Genomic DNA, 20983 nt, shown 5'->3' on the forward strand with positions numbered 1-20983 from the left:
AAATGAAATAAGACTTGTTTAATCAGATTAATTGATTACTTTTGCACCCAAAATAACAAATAAATATATATTTATGAATCATTATGAAACTGTTTTCATTTTAAATCCCGTTTTATCTGAAGTTCAGGTAAAGGAAACAGTAAGCAAATTTGAAGATTTTCTTACTAGTAGAGGAGCAGAAATGGTATCTAAAGAAGACTGGGGTCTTAAAAAGATGGCTTACGAAATCCAAAACAAGAAAAGTGGTTTTTACCATTTGTTCGAATTTAAAGTATCAGGAGAAGTTCTTATCGCTTTTGAAACTGAATTTAGACGTGACGAAAGAGTTATGCGTTTCTTAACTGTAAGTCTTGACAAACATGCTATCTCTTGGGCTGAAAGAAGAAGAGCAAAACTTAAATCTCAAAAAGCTTAATTATCATGGCAACATTACAACAATCTGCTTCAGGAAAAAAAGACGGGGATATCAGATATCTTACTCCTTTAAACATAGAAACAAACAAGACTAAAAAGTATTGTCGTTTCAAAAAATCAGGTATCAAATATATTGATTATAAAGATGCTGATTTCTTATTGAAATTCGTTAATGAGCAAGGAAAAATTCTTCCTCGTCGTTTAACAGGAACTTCATTGAAGTACCAAAGAAAAGTGTCAGTAGCTGTGAAAAGAGCACGTCACTTAGCTTTAATGCCATATGTGGCGGATTTACTAAAATAATAATTAAACTCAGTTGTTGGTTTTCTGAAACATGAAACCTAACTTCTATAACAAAGGACAACAACATGGAACTTATATTAAGACAAGACGTTCAAAATTTAGGATTTAAAGATGATATTGTAACGGTAAAAAATGGTTACGGTCGTAACTTTTTGATTCCTCAAGGTCATGCACATTTAGCAACTTCTTCTGCAAAGAAAGTATTAGCTGAAAACCTAAAACAAAGAGCGCACAAAGAAGCTAAAGTTGTAGCAGATGCAAAAGCATTAGCTGAAGCTTTGAAAGCTATCGAAATTAAAATCTTTGCAAAAGCAGGTGGTGAAAAATTATTCGGTTCAATCACGAATATTGATATTGCTGAATCTTTAGCTAAAGGTGGACAACAAATCGAAAGAAAATTCATTACTAGCGGAATCGTTAAACGTACTGGTAAATATACTGCTAGTGTTCGTTTACACAGAGATGTTATCGTTGAATTAGACTACGAAATCGTTGCTGAAAAATAACATTTGGTTAACATTTTGTTAATAAAATATAAAAATCACTCTTAGGAGTGATTTTTTTTTGTCTAATTTTGACCCACAAATAACACATATTCAAACAAATGAAAAAAATTATTACATTATTACTAATCTTTAGTAGTTTTTACTCAGTCATTGGGCAAACGACTACTTCTAGTATTAAAGGGATTGTTAAAAGTTCCAATAATGAGACGCTTCCCGGAGCAACAGTACTGGCAGTTCATACTCCAACAGGATCTAAGTATTCAGCTTTATCAAATGAAGATGGAAGGTTTAGTATCTTGAATATGAGAATTGGTGGTCCTTATAAAATTACAGTAACTTTTGTAGGCTATCAAAGTGAAGAATTCAATGAGGTTTATCTTGATTTAGGTAAAGTATTCAGTTTAGATGTTCTTTTAAAAGATGAAAGTCAGAAATTAGAAGAAGTAAAAGTTGTTGGAACCAAAAATAAAGTTTTTCAAAGTGGAAGAACTGGTGCAGAAACAACAATTGGACGTAGAGAATTATCTGCATTGCCTTCTATTTCAAGATCAGCCGATGATTTTACCCGTTTAGAGCCAACTGCAAGTGGAGGTTCTTTTGGAGGAAGAAACGATCAGTACAATAATTATTCATTAAATGGTGCAATATTCAATAATCCTTTCGGATTGGATGCTGCAACTCCTGGTGGACAAACTGGTTCTCAGCCAATTTCATTGGATGCAATCGAACAAATTCAAGTGGCGACTGCTCCTTATGATGTTACTTTATCTGGTTTTACTGGAGCTTCTGTGAATGCAGTTACTAAATCCGGTTCAAATGAGTTTCATGGTACAGCTTATGCTTTCTATAGAAATCAAGACATGACGGGTAATAAAATAAAAGGAGAAAAGATATTTGTACCTTCATTAGAGCAAACACAAGCAGGTTTTAGTGTTGGTGGACCAATTATTAAAAATAAATTATTCTTCTTTACCAATTTTGAAATTGACGAAAGAAGTGATTTAGGATCAAACTTTGTGGCTAATAACGGTGATGCTGTAACTGGCGTTAATGAATCCAGAGTTTTAGAAACAGATTTGATCAATGTTTCAAATGCGTTATCTTCATTAGGATATAATACAGGTGCTTATCAAGGTTTCTCTCATAATTCAAATTCAAGAAAAGGAATTGTAAAATTAGATTGGAATATTGATGATAATAATAAATTAGCCGTTATTTATAACTTTTTGGATGCTTCCAAAGACAAACCGGCTCACCCGTCAGCTTTAGGATTTAGAGGTCCGAATGCTTCTACTTTGCAATTTCAAAATTCAGGATATCAAATCAATAATAAATTGAGTTCTTTCTTGTTAGAGTTGAACTCTAAGATTAATGAAAAAGTATCTAATAAATTACAGGCTGGTTACACGCATTTTGATGACTTTAGAAATCCATTTTCTTCACCGGCTCCAGTAATTAATATTCAAGACGGAGCAGGATCAAATTATATTATTGCAGGGCATGAGCCATTTTCTATCAATAATACATTAGATCAAAAAGTTTTTCAAATTACAGATAACTTAAATTATACTGTAGGGAATCACTCTTTTACTTTTGGTGCATCATTTGAAAAATTTCAATTTCAGAATTCATTTAACTTAGCTGGTTATGATAATTTTGGTAATCCTAATGGTTATGCAGGAACTTTTTATACACCATATTCAAATGTAGCAGCATTTTTAGCTGATGCAGCTAAGCCTTTTGCAACAAGTATAATTGCTCAGAATTTACTTTATGCGCAAAATCAATTTGAAGATAAAAACTCTTTTGGAGTAGGAGAAGATAATGGATGGAAATTATCAGAATTAAACGTAGGTCAAGTTGCATTCTACATGCAGGATGACTGGAGTGTTAACGATAATTTTAAACTGTCTTTTGGTTTAAGAGCAGATAAACCATTGTATTTTAATACAGCTGATTTGATTCAAAAGTATATTGATACAGATAATGGCGCTACGAGAAATAATGCGACTCAGTATTATGACCCGGAAACAGGAAATCAAGTTCCTTTAATATCAACAAAATTACCAAGTGATAAATTGCTTTGGTCTCCAAGACTTGGATTTAACTGGGACGTTAATGGAAATAAAACTACACAAATTCGTGGAGGAACCGGAATTTTCACAGGAAGAATTCCTTTTGTTTGGTTAGGAAATCAAGTGAGCGGTGCTGATGATAGTTTTTTCCAAATTATGGATCCAGATTATAAATGGCCGCAAGTATGGAGAACAAGTTTAGGTGTTGACCATAAATTTGAAAACGCCTACATTGTTACTGTTGACATGTCTTATAATAAAGATATCAATGGAGTTCACGTGCAAAACTGGGGTTTAAGAACGCCTTCAGGAACTCTTGCAGGTGTTGATAACAGATTAATTTATGACAATGCTTCTGATAAGCAAAGTAACAGTGCTTACGTAATGACAAATTCTGATAAAGGAAGTGCATTTAACTCTTCTATCAAAGTACAAAAGAATTTTGATAACGGATTGTTCGCAAGTTTAGCGTATAACTATTTGAAATCTCAAGATGTGAATTCAATTGAAGCGGAAATTACAGGTGATGCTTTCGCTTTTAACCCAGCTTTAGGAAACGTGAATAATGCCGTTTTATCTGATTCTAAATATGGAGATACACACCGTTTTATTGGTGTAGCTTCAAAAAAATGGAAATATGGTAATGACAAATGGGCAACTACTGTATCTACTTTCTTTGAATATGCTCAAGGAGGTCGTTTTAACTACATTTATGGTGGAGACATCAATAATGACGGATCAGGAACAAACGATTTGATTTATATTCCAACAACTGCTGAAATCAGTTCTATGGCTTTTTCTGGAGTAGGACAAGGAGCGGCTTTTGATGCATTTATCAGTCAAGATGATTATTTGAATGAAAGAAGAGGTCAGTATGCAGAGCGTTACGGAGCTTTATCTCCATGGAGAGGGAAATGGGATCTTAAAGTAATGCAAGATTATAATTTTAAAGTTTCTTCGGCTTCTACTAAAACAAACACTATTCAATTTAGTATCGATGTATTGAATTTAGGAAATTTGATTAATTCTGATTGGGGATTGGTTCAAGTACCAACAAGTGTTCAACCAATTGGTGTATCTGTAGATCAAACTACAAAAATTCCAACATACACTTTTAATGGAACTCAAACTAAAACGTTCAACTATGATGCAAGTTTATTGTCAAGATGGCAAGCACAGTTTGGAGTTAGATATATTTTCTAAAAAAAGATAAAAATAGATTAAATTTGCCCTCTCATTTGAGAGGGCTTTTTTTTGATTTAAAAATTTCAAAAGAGAGTTAAGACAAAAGTTAAATATTAAAATACAATAATGAAATACTCAAGATTAACAAAAGAACAATTTGAAGAATTGAATCAGGAATTCAGTACTTTTTTAGCAACTCAAGCAATTGATAAAGCAGAGTGGGATAAAATAAAAGCTAAAAAACCAGAAGTTGCCGAACAAGAATTAGACATTTTTTCTGATTTAATTTGGGAAGGAGTTCTTTCGAAAGCAACGTATTTAGAACATTTTTCTAAAAATCATATTTTCCTTTTTCATTGTTTTGATACCCATGTTCAATCTATAGTTTTAAAATCATTGGTTCCTGAAGTGGATTTTTTAACTAAAGATGGATTGCAATGGCTTAGCGATAATATGTTTACGGATACTATTGAAATGAAAGTTGGGAAAAAAGAGTTTACGGATGAGCGTAATGCTTCCATTTTTGAATTGATACAACAAGGTTCGTTTTTGAGCGACGGCCTTTTATACCAGCAAATAAATACTATTATAGCATCCTAATTGTATTGCTATTTATTTTTAATTGGTTATTTTAGTACACTTTTTCAAAACTAAAATAGCCAATTTTTATTTTCTATGGATATTCAAAATACGATTCAAAAATTAAGGGAAGAATTAAATCAGCACAACTATAATTATTATGTGTTAGATACACCCACAATTTCCGATTTTGAATTTGATTTAAAATTAAAACAACTTCAGGATTTAGAAAATAAATACCCGGAATACTTTGACGAAAATTCGCCTTCTCAACGAGTAGGAGGTACGATTACAAAAAATTTCCAAACCGTTCCGCATGAACACCGCATGTATTCTCTTGATAATTCCTATTCTAAGGAAGAATTGATGGATTGGGAAAAACGTGTTCAAAAAGTTTTAGGAGATGTTCCATTAGAATATACTTGTGAACTAAAATACGATGGTGCATCTATTAGTATTACTTATGAAAATGGAAAATTAAAACGTGCGGTAACGCGTGGAGATGGTTTTCAAGGAGACGATGTGACTAATAATATCAAAACTATAAAATCCATTCCGTTAAAATTAAAAGGGAATTTCCCTGCTACATTTGATGTGCGTGGGGAGATTATTTTGCCTTTTGCCGGTTTCGAAAAAATGAATCAGGATTTAATCGAAATAGGAGAATTACCGTATTCAAATCCCAGAAATACAGCTTCGGGAAGTTTAAAATTGCAGGATAGTGCTGAAGTTGCAAAACGGCCTTTGGATTGTCTATTGTATTTTTTAATTGGAAATAATCTTCCTTTCAAATCACAGTTTGAAGGATTGGAAACGGCAAGAAATTGGGGTTTCAAAGTGCCAAAAGAGGCAAAATTAGCCAGTAATTTAACCGAGGTTTTCGAGTTTATAGATTATTGGGATATTCATAGACATGACCTTCCCTATGAAACGGATGGTGTTGTGGTAAAGGTAAATTCTTTCCACTATCAGGATGAATTGGGCTTTACAGCCAAATCTCCGCGTTGGGCAATTGCTTATAAATTCAAATCAGAACAAGTTTCTACACAATTAAATTCAATTTCGTATCAAGTAGGGCGAACGGGTTCCATTACTCCTGTGGCCAACTTAGAGCCGGTACAATTAGCAGGAACCATTGTGAAACGAGCTTCTTTACATAATGCTGATCAAATTGAGAAATTGGATATTCGTGTAGGAGATACTGTTTTTGTAGAAAAAGGAGGGGAGATAATCCCTAAGATTATTGCTGTTGATTTGAGTAAGCGTCCAGAAAATACAGAACCAACAAAATACATCACTAATTGCCCGGAATGTAATACGGCATTAGTGAGAACCGAAGGCGAAGCAAATCATTATTGTCCTAATTTTTATGGTTGTCCACCGCAGATTATAGGAAGGATTCAGCATTATATTTCTCGAAAAGCAATGGATATTGAAGGTTTAGGAGGCGAAACTGTTGCTTTGCTTTTTAATAACGGATTGGTTCATAATTATGCCGATTTATATGAACTGACTGTGGATCAAATTCTTCCTTTGGAACGAATGGCTCAAAAATCTGCTGAAAATTTGGTGAAAGGTGTTGAGAATTCAAAAAGTATTCCTTTTGAGCGCGTTTTGTTCGCTATTGGAATTCGATTTGTCGGTGAAACGGTTGCCAAAAAACTAGCCAAACATTATAAAAACATTGATGCATTGAGTCAGGCTACATTGATGGATTTGATTTTGGTAGACGAAATTGGTGAACGAATTGCGCAAAGTGTAATTGACTTTTTCGAAAATCAAGAAAATAGAATTATAATTGAAAGGCTAAAAAGGTTTGGTGTTCAATTTGAAATTATTGAACATATAAATCCAAACGCTACAGATAAACTTTCCGGAAAAACATTTGTTGTTTCAGGAGTTTTTGAGAAATTTTCAAGAGATGATTTAAAAAAGGCAATCGAAGATAATGGAGGAAAAGTAGGAAGCTCTATTTCGGCAAAAACGGATTATGTTGTTGCAGGAGATAATATGGGACCTGCAAAATTGGATAAAGCAACTAAGTTGAACATACCAATAATCTCCGAAGATGATTTTATGAATCTAATTAATAACGCTAATGCAGCTACTGACTAAAAAGTATAATTTTTTACAGGAAAATGCAATCCTTGGTTTGCTCTTTTCTTTTTCAATTATTGAAGTTCTAGCAGAATTATTTTCATTCAAAGTAATTCTGTTTGCATTTAGACCTTTGGTAGCCATACTGCTAATCTATCTTTATTGGGTTACTTCTAAGGAAAGAAATGTGCTTTTTTATATGACCGTATTTTTTTTACTCCTTACCAGTATTTTCATTCTTTTTGAATCAATACTTTTTTTGATTTTGGGCTTAATAGGTATTTTTACGCATCGAATTTTACTTATATTTTATATCATAAAGTTGAATAATATTAAGGATTTTGTACCAATATTAATAGCAATTATTCCTTTTGTTTTTATTTTTTCCTATTTGCTTTCTATTTCGGATGAAATTCCAAAAGGCAGTTATTATCCTTTGGTAGCTCAAAACATTTTAGTATCGATTCTTGCCGGTGTTATTTTGTCGAATTATTTCATGAACGACAGTAATAATTCGCCCTGGCTGGCTATTTTTGGATTATTATCTACAGCGCTCTATTTTACAGTTTTTATTGAAAAATGCTTTTTGTCTAATCTGCCACCCACATATTTCAGGCCACTGGCAATGATTTTGTATGTCACAAGTTATTATTCCTTTTATAGATTTGTGATTGATGCAGAAACGATAAATGCAAAAAAAGAAGCGATTACTGTTACACAATAATCGATTTTCCTTCAAATGCTTTAGCTTTATCGTTATCCAGATAAAAATCAATTCTTCCCAGATTTATACCGTAACAACCCACTTGATTTACAAGAACCTCTTTACCTGCAAGGTTCTTTACAACAGTAGGTTTCTCCAGAAAAGTGTGTGTATGTCCGCCAATAATCAAATCGATGTCTTGCGTTAGTTCCGCTAATTTCAAATCACATATTTTATTAGGTTCGTCTCTGTATTTATAGCCTAAATGCGACAAGCAAATCACTAAATCACACTTTTGTTCTTTCTTTAAAATCCGAACCATATCTTGAGCCGTTTCAACTGGATTGTTGTAAACGGTTTCTTTGTACATTCCTTTATCAACTAATCCTTCAAGCTCTATTCCAAGTCCAAAAACACCCACTTTTATGCCATTTTTGTTGAATATTTTATACGGTTTTACAAAACCATCCATCACGGTGTTTTTAAAATCGTAGTTGGCAGATAGGAACTCAAATTTAGCATGTGGCATTTGCGCATGTAAACCTTCAACACCGTTATCAAAATCGTGATTTCCTATCGTAGAAGCATCATATTGCATCATGCTCATTAACTTGAATTCTAACTCTCCACCATAATAATTAAAATAAGGCGTTCCTTGAAAAATATCGCCTGCATCCAGTAATAATACATTTGGATTCTCTTTTCGAATCGTTTCAATCAAGGCTGCTCTTCGTGCCACGCCACCCATATTTGCATTTCTGGGATGATCCGCAGGAAATGGATCAATGTAACTGTGCACATCATTCGTATGTAAAATAGTAAGATGTCTTTTTTGTGAAGATTCAAAGCTGCTTAATGATAAACCTAAACTTAGTAAAGCTGAACTCGCAGCTGTTTTTTCTATAAATTCTCTTCTTTTCATTTTATATTTATTTTTAATCCAATTACCATTGCTAGGAACGAAGCAATCAGGAGCTATTTCCCGCTTTTCGTTGCAATATTTTTTATCGTGAAAAACGATAAAAAATGATTTTCACTTCACTCGGGGCTAGGGCTTTATGTTTTCTAAAACTATTTTGTTATTTAAATTTCTTATTCAACCGTAATTCTAACATCATTTATCACAGGAATTGTATCTACTTCTTTAAAATAATCAATAAGAATATTTCGTAGTTTATAATCTAAATCAAATTTCTGAACCCCTTTTTTAAAGAAATTCATATTGTCACCACCATTAGACAAATAATCATTGGTTCCTACGTAATAAATAGTCTCTTTTTGAACAGGTTTCCCTTGTACTAATATGTTTTTTGGAAGATTATTTTTGTCAATTGTAAAAGTTACTCCAGCCAGAGGGTGTGGTTTTTTTTCGGCGATAAAATAATCGACCATTTCAAGAATTTGCTCACCTTTTAAAGCAATTACAACCAAACTATTTTCAAAAGGCATAATTTCAAAAGCCGTTCGTGCCGTTACATTTCCTTTTGGAAGTATGGAACGAATTCCCCCGCTATTGAGCAAACAAATATCAATGTTCTTTTTTTCTCTGGCTTGAAACACGGTGTTTCCTTTCATTAAAGTAACATCAGCCATCAAATTACCAATTGTAGTTTGCCATTTCCCAGTGCTTTTGTCTAATGTTTCCGGACAATACGCTAGAACGCTGTCTAAATCTTTATTGATGTGTTCTCTGTAAGGTTTAATAAAATTTTCAATTTGAGGGACTTGAATTTCCTTTTCGGTGATAGGAATTCGTTTGCCTTCTATCTTAGTAATGTAGTAATTTTGTTTGCTGCAGGAAGCAACAAAAAAAAATGTTAAGAATATAACAAAAAGTTTAGAAACATCGTTATACTTTTTTAGATTTACCATTTTAAATGCGACTTAATTAATTAATTTTGTAATCAAGTAAAAGTAATATGTTTTTGAATTATATAAAGGATTTTTTTGTAAAAAAAACATTAAAAAAAAGCTTTCAAAATTTAAAAAATATTGAGTCAGTTAATGTTGTAAAAACAATTGGTTTACTGGTTGATGCCACTCGTTTTGCTGAAACGGAATTATTAATTCAACAGTTGATAGCAAACGGAATTGCACCAGAAAATATAACAACAATTGTATACAGAGATAAACTTAAAAAAACAGTAGAGCGAACATATCCTGTATTTAATTCAGGAGATTTAAATTGGAATGGAGAAATTTCTTCTTCGGAAGTAAATGATTTTGTCACTGAAAAATTTGATTTGTTAATCAGTTATTACGACATAGAAAAAGCAATTTTATTAAAAATCACTCATATTTCAAAAGCGCAATTTAAAGTTGGTTTTTCATCAATAGACAAAAGACTAAATCATTTTATGATTAAAACAGATGTCGATAATTATTCACTTTTTGTAAGTGAGCTATTCAAATATTTAAAAATATTAAACAAAATATAAATCTAATATGCAATCATTAATAGGTACTGGTGTTGCTCTTGTAACCCCGTTTAAAGAAGATTTTTCAATTGACACCGAAGCATTAAAAAGAATTGTGAATTTTTCAATCGACGGAGGAATTGAATATCTTGTAGTCTTGGGTACAACTGCCGAAAATGCAACATTGTCTCCAGACGAAAAAGAATTAGTTATTAGTACCGTAATCGAAGCTAATAATGGAAGTTTGCCATTAGTGCTTGGAGTAGGAGGAAACAATACTTTAAAAGTGGTAGAGGAGTTGAAGACAAGAGATTTGTCTGCATTTACAGCAATATTATCGGTTTCTCCGTATTATAATAAACCTACACAAGAAGGTATTTACCAGCATTTTAAAGCTGTAGCCGAAGCATCACCAATTCCGGTTATTTTATATAATGTTCCAGGAAGAACAGCCAGCAATATGTTGCCTTCAACCGTTATCCGTTTGGCTAATGATTTTGAAAATGTCGTAGCCATAAAAGAAGCTGCCGGTGATATTGTTCAAGCGATGCAATTGCTGAAAGATAAACCAAAAGATTTTCTGGTAATTTCTGGGGATGATATGATCTCTTTGCCAATGGTTTTAGCAGGAGGATCAGGCGTTATATCTGTAATTGGACAAGGTTTTCCTAAAGAATTTTCTGAAATGATTCGATTAGGGTTGAATCGTAAAGTGGACGAAGCATTCAAATCACAATACCTTTTAGCAGATTGTATTGATATGATTTTTGAACAAGGAAATCCAGCAGGAATCAAACAAGTGTTTCTATCACTGGGAATTTCAGAAAACACAGTACGTTTACCATTAGTAAAAGTAGATGATTCATTAGCAGAAAGAATTGATCAATTTGTCAAAAAAGTCAATAAACAAGGATAAAAAAAGAGTCTTTTTTTAAACAAAAAATATATTTTGAAGTCGCTAAATTAATAACTAAATTTGCCACCGAAACTTCGGTATGATTTTATGGGTTGTTTCAACCAAGAAATCATAAAAAAAGTAAAAAAATGAAAAAAATAATATCTCTATTGCTTCTTGTAGCTTTATTCAGTTCTTGTAGTGAATACCAAAAAGCATTAAAAACCGAAGATGTTGCTGTTAAATTTGAAATGGCCACTAAATTATACGACGCAGAGAAATATTCTAAAGCGATTCGTATTTTTGAACAAATTGCTCCAGCATACAGAGGGAAACCTCAAGCTGAAAAATTGTTTTACATGTTTGCTCAATCGTATTACAAAACAAAACAATATTACTTGGCAGGATATCAATTTGAGAGTTTTGTTTCAGGATATCCAAAAAGTGAAAAACTGGAAGAAGCAGCTTATTTAGGAGCAAAAAGCTATTCTATGTTATCGCCAGTTTACAGTTTAGATCAAACGGATACTACTAAAGCATTAGATAAATTACAAACATTCATTGATAATAATCCTAATTCTCAGTACTTGGCAGAAGCAAATGCAACTGTAAAAGTCTTGAGCGAGAAAATAGAACAAAAGGTTTTCGAGAATGCTAAAGGATACAATACGATTTCTGATTATAAATCAGCAATTGTTGCTTTAGACAATTTTGTAGCAGATTATCCGGGAACTCCATTCAAAGAAGATGCTTTATATTACAAGTTAGATTCAGCGTATCAATTGGCAATTAATAGTATTCCATCAAAAATGGAAGACCGATTGAATGTTGCAAAAGCAGCTCAATTGAACTTGATTAAATTTAAAGCGGATACTAAATACAAGCAAGTAGCAAACGAAATGTTAGCTCGAATAGACAAAGATTTACAACAATTTAATAAATAAAGTCATGGATTTAAAGAAGACGAATGCTCCAGTAAATACAATAACATACAACAAAACTGTTATTGAAGAACCTACTGGTAATGTGTATGAAGCGATAACCATTATGGCTAAAAGAGCAAACCAAATTAATTCTGAAATTAAAAAAGAATTGACTGAGAAATTGGAAGAATTTGCTACATATAATGACAGTCTTGAAGAAGTTTTTGAAAACAAAGAGCAAATTGAGGTTTCAAAATTTTACGAAAAACTACCTAAGCCACACGCTTTAGCAGTTCAAGAATGGTTAGACGGAAAAATCTACCACAGAGATTCAAATAAATAATAGTTACTATGTCAGTTTTAAGCGGTAAGAAAATTCTACTTGGAGTTTCTGGTGGAATTGCAGCCTATAAAACAGCCACATTAGTACGACTTTTCATAAAAGCAGGTGCACATGTCCAAGTGATAATGACACCTGCTTCTAAGGATTTTGTAACTCCTCTTACGTTATCTACGTTATCCAAAAATCCTGTTCATTCCAGTTTTTATAATCAAGAAGACGAGAATGAAAAATGGAATAATCATGTTGAATTAGCACTTTGGGCTGATTTGATGGTTATTGCTCCAGCAACTGCAAATACTTTGTCTAAAATGACAAATGGTACTTGTGATAATCTTCTGATTGCGGCTTATTTATCTGCAAAATGTCCAGTGTATTTTGCTCCTGCAATGGATTTAGACATGTACAAACATCCTTCTACTATTGCTAATTTCTATTCTCTGACTCAGTTTGGCAATGTCATAATTCCTGCAGAAAGCGGTGAATTGGCTAGTGGATTATCCGGTGAAGGAAGAATGGCGGAACCTGAAAACATTATCGCCTTTCTGGAAGCGGATTTAAACAGTAAATTGCCTCTTAAAGGAAAAAAAATATTAATTACTGCCGGTCCCACATACGAAGCAATAGATCCTGTGCGTTTTATAGGAAATCATTCTTCGGGAAAAATGGGTTTTGATATAGCAATAAGCGCTGCAAATCTGGGTGCTTCGGTGATTTTGGTTTCGGGACCTACAAATTGTAAAGTTTCAAACCCATTAATTAATGTGATTCCTATTGTATCTGCAGAAGAAATGTACGTGGCTTGTCATCAGTTTTATCCAGATGTGGATGTTGCGATTGCAGCAGCTGCCGTAGCAGATTATAAACCCAAGAATGTTGCACATCAAAAAATAAAAAAAGCGGCTGATGATTTTACAATAGAACTCGAAAAAACGAAAGATATTTTAGCTTCTTTAGGCGAACAAAAGAAAAGCCAGTTTTTGATAGGTTTTGCTTTAGAAACAGAAAATGAAATTGAAAATGCAATCTTGAAAATTCAGAAAAAAAACTTAGATTTGATTGTTTTAAATTCGCTTCAAGATAAAGGTGCTGGTTTTGGGAAAGCAACGAATAAAGTTACCTTTATTGATAAAAATTTCAATATTGAGCCAATGGAATTAAAATCAAAAGAAGCTGTTGCTGATGATATTCTAGAAAAGGTGAAAGTACATTTTATCAAATAGGGTGTCGGATTAATACAAACGCAATATTGGTGTTTGAACTATTGTTAACCGTTAAGAAATAATACAAATCTACAGATGAATAAAATAATTATTTTTTTTCTGCTTTTTTCTTTTGGGCTTTCGCAAGCGCAACAATTAAACTGTACGGTAACGGTTGATTCACAAAAATTGAGTGTTACAAATCAGCAAGTTTTTAAAACCTTGCAAACTTCCATAAGTGAGTTTATAAATAAAACGGATTGGACGGGACAAACGGTTAAGCAAAATGAGAAAATTAATTGTTCGATGTATATTACTGTTTCTTCGAACAACTCAGATCAATTTACGGCAACCATTCAAGTACAATCTTCAAGACCTATTTTTAATTCCTCCTATTCCTCTCCAGTATTAAATTATAATGATAAAGACTTTAATTTTAGGTATATAGAGTTTGAAAATCTAATTTTTAGTCCTACTACATTCGATTCTAATTTAGTTTCAGTTTTGGCTTTTTACAGTTATATGATTTTAGGAATGGATGCAGATACTTTTGTTTCTGAATCGGGAAATTCTTATTTTGAAACAGCTCAAAACATTTCAAATGTCGCACAACAAGGCGGTTCTAAAGGATGGAGTCAAGCTGATGGAAACCAAAATCGCTACTTTTTGATAAATGATATTTTATCCCCGGCATTCAAACAAATACGTCAAACCATGCTTGATTATCATACTGGTTTAGATGTAATGAACCAGGATTTAAAAGCGTCTAAAGAAAAAATAAAAGCATCATTAATCGATTTAACTAAATTAAATGCTTCCAGACCCAATGCATTTTTAACCCGCGTTTTTTTCGATGCTAAATCAGATGAAATAGTTTCTATATTTTCTGGCGGACCCAGTATTACAATCTCAGATTTAGTCGATAATCTGAATAAAATTTCTCCTTTGAATTCAAGTAAATGGATGCTGATGAAATATTAATTAATTTTTCAATTTTTAGTTCAGCCTCACATCACAAAATAATATAGTAAATGATAACGTCACTTTCGATAAAAAACTATGCCTTAATAGAAAAATTGTCTATTGATTTTTCAAAAGGATTTTCAATAATTACAGGAGAAACCGGAGCGGGAAAATCGATAATATTAGGCGCAATAGGTTTGGTTTTAGGAAAAAGAGCCGATTTAACTTCTTTGAAAAATAAAGAAGAAAAGTGTGTTATTGAAGCTCATTTCGAAATTTCTAAATATAATTTGCTTCCTTTTTTTGAAGAAAATGATTTAGATTATGAAAATGACACCATAATTAGACGAGAAATTCTTCCTTCGGGAAAATCCAGGGCTTTTATAAATGACAGTCCTGTGAACCTTCAGGAATTGCAGGAATTGAGCTTGTTCTTGATAGATATTCATTCGCAACAGCAAACCCAAGAACTTTCGGATGAAACTGTACAGTTCGAAATTATTGATGCAATTGCCAATAATAAAGAAACAATTCTGGAATATCAATCTCTTTTAAAAAGTTATAAATCGGATAAATCCAAATTAAATTCGCTACTGAAAAGACAAAGCGAATCTAAGAAAGAACAAGAATACAATACTTTTTTATTGGATGAATTAGTTGCGGCTCAATTAAAAGCTGGAGAACAAGAATCTCTTGAGGCTGATTTTGAGAAGTTGAATAACGTTGAGATTATAAAAGAATCTATTGATAAATCTTTGGCTATTGCCAATGAAGAGCAAATAGGTGTCATGCATAATTTGAATGAAATTAAGACTTCATTGCAAAGAATCGCGTCTTTTTCGACGGATTATCATTCTTTGTTGGAAAGAATTACAAGCGTAACGATTGAGTTTGATGATATTTCAGATGAAATGAATCGCTGTTCAGAGAAACTGATTAATGATCCGGAGCAATTGGATTTAATCAGTCAAAAATTGCAAGTGATTTTTAATTTGCAAAAGAAGCATCAGGTTTCCTCTGTGGAGGAATTACTGGAAATTCAGGCTAATCTGGAAAATTCAGTTTTAGCATTAGGCAATATGGAAGAAGAAATTGCGGCACTGACGATTTCTATCGAACAAAAAACAGTTGAATTAGATGCTTTTTCGACTACAATTCATAGGAATAGATTGGATTCGATTCCAGTTTTATCTCAAAAGTTGATTACCATTTTAGAAACTTTGGGAATGCCAAATGTTCGCTTTAATATTGACATTACTACTACTGAAACCTATTTCCAAAATGGAAAAGATGAGCTTCAGTTTTTATTTTCTGCCAATAAAGGAACTGATTTTGGTTTATTGAAGAAAGTGGCTTCCGGTGGTGAAATGTCAAGGATTATGCTGGCTGTTAAGGCGATATTGGCACAATATTCAAAATTACCAACCTTAATTTTTGATGAAATTGATACTGGTGTTTCCGGAGAAATCGCCATTAGGATGGGGGAAATCATGAAAGAGATGAGTAAGGAAATGCAAATTTTTGCCATTACCCATTTACCTCAAATTGCAGCAAAAGGAAATGCACATTTCAAAGTGTTCAAATCAACTGTTGGCGAAGACACACTGTCTGAATTGAAGTTATTAAACGGAGAGGAAAGACTGGTTGAAATTGCTCAAATGTTATCTGGAACTGTTGTTTCTGATTCGGCCTTAAATCATGCTAAAGCCTTGCTGAACTAATTTTTTACTTTATATTTGTTTCCTTTAAAAGCAAGTCTTTTGCAGGAGCAATAAAACGATTACACGAATAAATAAAAAACGAATAACCAAGAATATGATTATAGAACCTAGAATGAGAGGATTTATTTGTACGACATCTCACCCAAAAGGATGCGAACAAAATGTTAAAAATCAAATAGAATATATTAAATCAAAAGGACCTATTAACGGGGCTAAAAAAGTATTGGTAATTGGAGCTTCAACCGGATTTGGTTTGGCTTCAAGAATTACAAGTGCTTTTGGTTCTGATGCAGGAACTATTGGTGTATTTTTTGAAAAACCTCCAACAGAAGGTAAAACAGCTTCACCAGGTTGGTATAATTCTGCAGCTTTTGAAACTGAAGCGCATAAAGCGGGTTTATATGCAAAAAGTATCAATGGAGATGCGTTTTCGAATGAAGTAAAACAACAAACATTAGATCTTATAAAAGCGGATTTAGGGCAAGTGGACTTAGTAATCTATAGTTTAGCTTCTCCTGTACGTATGCATCCGGTTACAGGCGTTTTGCATCGTTCTGTTTTGAAACCTATCGGAAGTACTTTTACCAATAAAACAGTTGATTTTCATTCGGGTAAAGTTTCAGAGATTTCAATTGAGCCTTGTAGTGGTGAGGATATTGAAAACACAGTTGCTGTAATGGGTGGTGAAGATTGGGCGATGTGGATTGATGCTTTAAAAGCTCAAAATCTACTGGCTCCAGGGGCTACAACTGTTGCTTATTCATATATTGGGCCATCATTGACTGAAGCCGTTTATAGAAAAGGTACAATTGGTCGTGCTAAAGATCATCTTGAAGCGACAGCATTTGCTATCACTGACAGTTTAGCTGCTATTGATGGTAAAGCATTCGTTTCGGTAAATAAAGCATTGGTTACACAAGCAAGTTCGGCCATTCCGGTTATTCCATTGTATATTTCTTTGTTGTATAAAATAATGAAAGAAGAAGGAATTCACGAAGGTTGTATCGAACAAATTCAACGTTTGTATCAAGAAAGATTATATACTGGAAATGAAGTTCCGGTTGATGAAAAAGGAAGAATCCGTATTGACGATTTAGAAATGCGTCCTGATGTTCAAGAGAAAGTAGCTAAATTATGGATTGAAGCTGTAACTGAAAATTTATCTGAAATAGGAGATTTAGAAGGATACAGAAAAGATTTTTACAATCTATTTGGCTTTGACGTTGCAGGAGTAGATTATAAAGCAGATGCTAACGAACTGGTAAACATAGAAAGTATTGCTTAATCCCAATTACTAAATTAAATATTTATAAAACCATCAATTAATAGTTGATGGTTTTTTTATGGATAAAGATTATATTTGTTAAAATTTTTTGAGCCTAAAAAAAGATCTTTAATACCACAGTCACAATTTATGTTATTTTCCCTAATTATACCAGTTTACAATCGCCCGGATGAAGTTGATGAACTTTTAGAGAGCTTGTCTCATTCAACGTTTAACGAAATTTTTGAAATTGTTCTTATTGAAGATGGCTCTTCCATAGTTTGCAAAGATGTAGCTCAAAAATATGGTGACAGACTTGATATTTCCTATTATTTCAAGGAAAATTCGGGGCCTGGGGATTCCAGAAATTACGGAATGAAAAAAGCCAGAGGTGATTATTTTATCATTTTCGATTCGGATTGTATTATTCCAAAAGAATATTTATCAGAGGTTGATAAAGCTTTAAAACAGAATTATGTAGATTGTTTTGGTGGGCCAGATAAGGCTTTAGATAGTTTTTCAGATATACAAAAAGCAATTAATTTTGCGATGACTTCGTTTCTGACTACGGGAGGAATCAGAGGTGGTTCTGAAAAAATAGATAAGTTTCAGCCTAGAAGTTTTAATATGGGATTGTCTCGTAAAGCTTTTGAAGCATCAAAAGGTTTTGGAAATATTCATCCCGGTGAAGATCCAGATTTGTCAATTCGACTTTGGAATTTAGGTTTTGAGACTAAACTGTTTCCTAATGCATTTGTATATCACAAGAGAAGAATTGATTGGGATAAGTTTTCGACTCAAGTAAACAAATTTGGAAAAGCACGACCAATTCTAAATAGTTGGTATCCTAAATACAATAAGCTTACTTTTTTCTTTCCTTCGGTATTTATAATTGGATTTTTTATTTCCTTTTTATTGATGTTGATTTTTAATTTTGATTTACTGCTTCAATTGTATTTTGTTTACTTTTTGGTACTGTTTTTGGTGTCTTCTTATCAAAATAAAAGCTTGAAAATTGGGTATTTATCATTGATAGCTGTTTGGAAACAATTTTACGGTTACGGAACTGGTTTTATTGTATCCTTTTTTAAAATTATCATTTTGAAGCAAAAACCTCAAGAAGCTTTCCCTGAATTATTTTTCAAAGTTTAATATGACAAAAATAATTGGTTTAACTGGCGGTATCGGAAGTGGGAAAACCACCATTGCAAATTATTTTAAATCATTTGGTATTCCGGTGTACATTGCTGATGACGAAGCCAGAAAAATCATGCAATCTGTAGAGATTATAAGCGCTATTAAAAACGTATTTGGTGATACAGTTTTTCAAAATGAGAAGTTGAACAGAGAAGAATTAGCCAAAATTGTTTTTAATAACCCCGAAAAATTAGAAAAACTTAACAATATTGTTCATCCTGCTGTAAAAAAACATTTTGAGCAATGGCTTTTACAACATACTGCAGCTCCTTATGTTATTTACGAAGCTGCAATTTTATTTGAAAGTGGAAGTTATAAAAATTGTGATTTGATTATAACTGTCACAGCACCAATAGAATCAAGGATCAAGAGAGTTGTTGAACGTGATAAAACGACACGCGAACTTGTTTTGAAAAGAATAAATGCACAATGGACTGATGAACAACGCATCTCAAAAAGCGATTTCATCATAGAAAATACTTCTATGGAAACTACAAAATTAGAAGTTGTTAAAATTCTTAAAATTTTAAAGATTAAACAAAATGTGGTATAGGTGTTAATGTTTGGTTAATCTATTATTTAATATATTGTTAAAATACTAAATTTGTTTCGATGAATAAACTTTTTTTTAGATTACTTGTTTTATTGATGAGTCTGTCCTTAATAGGGATAATTCTTGTTCAAGTGTATTGGTTTAATACTTCATTCAAAAACAATGATGAGCAGTTTAAATTCCATGTTAAGCAAGTAATTGGTAATGTGGCAGATAAGATTCAAAAGCAAGAAACATATAGTTTTTATGATAAAATAAATCATTATAAAGACAGCACCGGAAAAGTGCCTGAAAAGGATGATATATTAGAGTTTTATTATGTTCAAAAAAATCCAAGAACAAATAAAACAATTATATATTCTAACAGTATAATTTCTGAAGATTATAATATTTCACCAACGTTCTTTGATAAAAAATTTGATAGTGAAAAATTTAAAAGCTTTAGTTCCAAAAGGGTAACTGAAGTTTATAACAATAATTCGATGGATAAATCAGGAGTGAGTCAAAGTTTGATTCCTGATGTTAGAATTGAAAAATCAGGTAACCTTGATATTCTGGATGACGCTCTTTTTGAAATTTCCGCGAAGGATGTGCTGTCTGCAATGCCGCTCGAAGAACGCGTTACCAGTGATGTTTTACAGAAACTGATTAAAAAAGAATTAGGAGAATATGGTATTGAAACAAGATTTGAGTTTGGTATTTACAGCAATAATTTAGCGACCAAAATTAAATCAAATGCCTTTAAATATGATAAAGAAGCAACGTATTCAATTCCTATTTTTACTGATAATGAAGGAAATAGTAAATACCAATTACTGGTTACATTTCCGCTCAAAAAGAAATTTTTATTGTCAGAACTCGTTAGTATAACAGTTCTTTCTATTGTTTTTACACTGATTATTTTAATTGCGTATACAAGTGCATTGAATCAATTGATACGTCAACGTCAAATTTCTGAAATCAAAAATGATTTCATTAATAATATGACACATGAATTTAAAACGCCAATTGCAACTATCAATTTAGCTTTGGATGCGATTAGAAATCCAAAAATAATAGATGATAAAGAGAAGGTTTTGCGATACCTTCAAATGATTAAGGATGAAAATAAGCGCATGCATGCACAAGTAGAAAATGTGCTTCGAATTTCTAAATTAGAAAAGAAAGAATTAGATATTACTAAGGAATCAAATAATATTCATGAAATTATTGAAGATGCAATAGATCATGTGAATTTGATTTTAGAAGACAGGCAAGGAACAATTACCTGCCATTTTAAAGCCATTAGAACCACAGTTTTAATCAATGATGTTCATTTTACCAATGTTATTGTGAATATTTTAGAAAACGCGATAAAATACTCGCCTAATGTTCCTGAAATTGAAATTTTCACTGAAAATATCAAAGATATGGTCATTATTAAAGTGAAAGATAGTGGTTTAGGAATGAGTAAAATAGCTCAAAAAAGAATTTTCGAAAAATTCTACAGAGAACATACCGGTGACATTCATAATGTAAAAGGACACGGTTTAGGATTAGCTTACGTAAAAAGAATTGTTGACGACCATAACGGTCAAGTATATGTTGAAAGTGAAAAGGGAAAAGGGAGTACCTTCATAATAAAATTACCATTAATAAATTAGAAT

General features: G+C 32.3%; 20 protein-coding genes. 18 read left to right on the top strand and 2 right to left on the bottom strand.

Annotated elements, in window-relative coordinates; genetic code table 11:
• Window positions 1-73 precede the first annotated feature (73 nt).
• From rpsF to QLS65_RS07205, 7 genes are all read left to right on the top strand, one after another.
• On the top strand, window positions 74-415 hold the full coding sequence (gene rpsF, locus QLS65_RS07175) for a 30S ribosomal protein S6 (protein WP_077370382.1): 342 nt from the start codon (window positions 74-76) through the stop codon (window positions 413-415).
• Window positions 416-420: 5 nt separating this feature from the next.
• Complete coding sequence (rpsR, locus tag QLS65_RS07180) at window positions 421-717, top strand: 30S ribosomal protein S18 (RefSeq protein WP_007138295.1); 297 nt, start codon at window positions 421-423, stop codon at window positions 715-717.
• 65 nt (window positions 718-782) lie between these two features.
• Complete coding sequence (gene rplI / locus QLS65_RS07185; protein WP_099715089.1) at window positions 783-1223, top strand: 50S ribosomal protein L9; 441 nt, start codon at window positions 783-785, stop codon at window positions 1221-1223.
• 98 nt (window positions 1224-1321) lie between these two features.
• Window positions 1322-4501 carry a TonB-dependent receptor gene (locus QLS65_RS07190; RefSeq protein WP_282716243.1) on the top strand — a complete coding sequence of 1060 codons (3180 nt, stop codon included), beginning with the start codon at window positions 1322-1324 and terminating at the stop codon, window positions 4499-4501.
• 108 nt (window positions 4502-4609) lie between these two features.
• On the top strand, window positions 4610-5083 hold the full coding sequence (locus QLS65_RS07195) for a DUF6495 family protein (RefSeq protein ID WP_282716245.1): 474 nt from the start codon (window positions 4610-4612) through the stop codon (window positions 5081-5083).
• A gap of 75 nt (window positions 5084-5158) precedes the next feature.
• On the top strand, window positions 5159-7177 hold the full coding sequence (ligA, locus tag QLS65_RS07200) for an NAD-dependent DNA ligase LigA (protein ID WP_282716247.1): 2019 nt from the start codon (window positions 5159-5161) through the stop codon (window positions 7175-7177).
• Entirely contained in the window at window positions 7161-7883 is a 723-nt protein-coding gene (locus QLS65_RS07205) for a hypothetical protein (protein WP_282716249.1), read from the top strand. Before ligA ends, QLS65_RS07205 begins: the two co-directional genes overlap by 17 nt.
• Here the strand turns inward: QLS65_RS07205 and QLS65_RS07210 are convergent.
• Both QLS65_RS07210 and QLS65_RS07215 read right to left on the bottom strand, forming a co-directional pair.
• Window positions 7873-8784, bottom strand: a complete 912-nt coding sequence (locus QLS65_RS07210) for a bifunctional metallophosphatase/5'-nucleotidase (protein ID WP_099715094.1) — start codon at window positions 8782-8784, stop codon at window positions 7873-7875. The two genes, QLS65_RS07205 and QLS65_RS07210, sit on opposite strands and share 11 nt — an antisense overlap.
• Window positions 8785-8954: 170 nt before the next feature.
• Window positions 8955-9734, bottom strand: coding sequence for a 5'-nucleotidase C-terminal domain-containing protein (locus tag QLS65_RS07215; RefSeq protein ID WP_282716253.1), 780 nt, complete (start codon window positions 9732-9734; stop codon window positions 8955-8957).
• Between the two features lie 47 nt (window positions 9735-9781).
• Between QLS65_RS07215 and QLS65_RS07220 the strand changes: the two genes are divergently transcribed.
• The 11 genes from QLS65_RS07220 (at window position 9782) to QLS65_RS07270 (ending at window position 20980) form a co-directional block, all read left to right on the top strand.
• Entirely contained in the window at window positions 9782-10300 is a 519-nt protein-coding gene (locus QLS65_RS07220) for a DUF6913 domain-containing protein (protein WP_282716257.1), read from the top strand.
• 7 nt (window positions 10301-10307) lie between these two features.
• Window positions 10308-11195 (top strand): 4-hydroxy-tetrahydrodipicolinate synthase, encoded by an 888-nt coding sequence (dapA, locus tag QLS65_RS07225; protein ID WP_282716261.1) that lies wholly within the window; start codon window positions 10308-10310, stop codon window positions 11193-11195.
• A gap of 128 nt (window positions 11196-11323) precedes the next feature.
• Window positions 11324-12118 carry an outer membrane protein assembly factor BamD gene (locus QLS65_RS07230; protein WP_099716309.1) on the top strand — a complete coding sequence of 265 codons (795 nt, stop codon included), beginning with the start codon at window positions 11324-11326 and terminating at the stop codon, window positions 12116-12118.
• Window positions 12119-12122: 4 nt separating this feature from the next.
• A complete protein-coding gene (locus QLS65_RS07235) occupies window positions 12123-12440 on the top strand; it encodes a DNA-directed RNA polymerase subunit omega (protein WP_026709525.1) in 318 nt (105 codons plus the stop codon).
• An 8-nt stretch (window positions 12441-12448) separates the two neighbouring features.
• On the top strand, window positions 12449-13660 hold the full coding sequence (gene coaBC / locus QLS65_RS07240) for a bifunctional phosphopantothenoylcysteine decarboxylase/phosphopantothenate--cysteine ligase CoaBC (RefSeq protein WP_282716269.1): 1212 nt from the start codon (window positions 12449-12451) through the stop codon (window positions 13658-13660).
• A 75-nt stretch (window positions 13661-13735) separates the two neighbouring features.
• On the top strand, window positions 13736-14620 hold the full coding sequence (gene porD, locus QLS65_RS07245) for a type IX secretion system protein PorD (RefSeq protein ID WP_282716271.1): 885 nt from the start codon (window positions 13736-13738) through the stop codon (window positions 14618-14620).
• 50 nt (window positions 14621-14670) lie between these two features.
• Complete coding sequence (recN, locus tag QLS65_RS07250; protein WP_282716273.1) at window positions 14671-16323, top strand: DNA repair protein RecN; 1653 nt, start codon at window positions 14671-14673, stop codon at window positions 16321-16323.
• Between the two features lie 94 nt (window positions 16324-16417).
• Window positions 16418-17608: an enoyl-ACP reductase FabV gene (gene fabV, locus QLS65_RS07255; RefSeq protein ID WP_282716275.1), complete on the top strand. Its 1191-nt coding sequence runs from the start codon at window positions 16418-16420 to the stop codon at window positions 17606-17608.
• 129 nt (window positions 17609-17737) lie between these two features.
• Window positions 17738-18739: a glycosyltransferase family 2 protein gene (locus QLS65_RS07260; protein ID WP_121343335.1), complete on the top strand. Its 1002-nt coding sequence runs from the start codon at window positions 17738-17740 to the stop codon at window positions 18737-18739.
• A 1-nt stretch (window position 18740) separates the two neighbouring features.
• A complete protein-coding gene (gene coaE / locus QLS65_RS07265) occupies window positions 18741-19337 on the top strand; it encodes a dephospho-CoA kinase (RefSeq protein WP_282716277.1) in 597 nt (198 codons plus the stop codon).
• A 59-nt stretch (window positions 19338-19396) separates the two neighbouring features.
• On the top strand, window positions 19397-20980 hold the full coding sequence (locus tag QLS65_RS07270) for a sensor histidine kinase (RefSeq protein ID WP_099715104.1): 1584 nt from the start codon (window positions 19397-19399) through the stop codon (window positions 20978-20980).
• Window positions 20981-20983: the final 3 nt, after the last annotated feature.

The organism is Flavobacterium algoritolerans (assembly GCF_030010385.1).
GTDB lineage: Bacteria > Bacteroidota > Bacteroidia > Flavobacteriales > Flavobacteriaceae > Flavobacterium > Flavobacterium algoritolerans.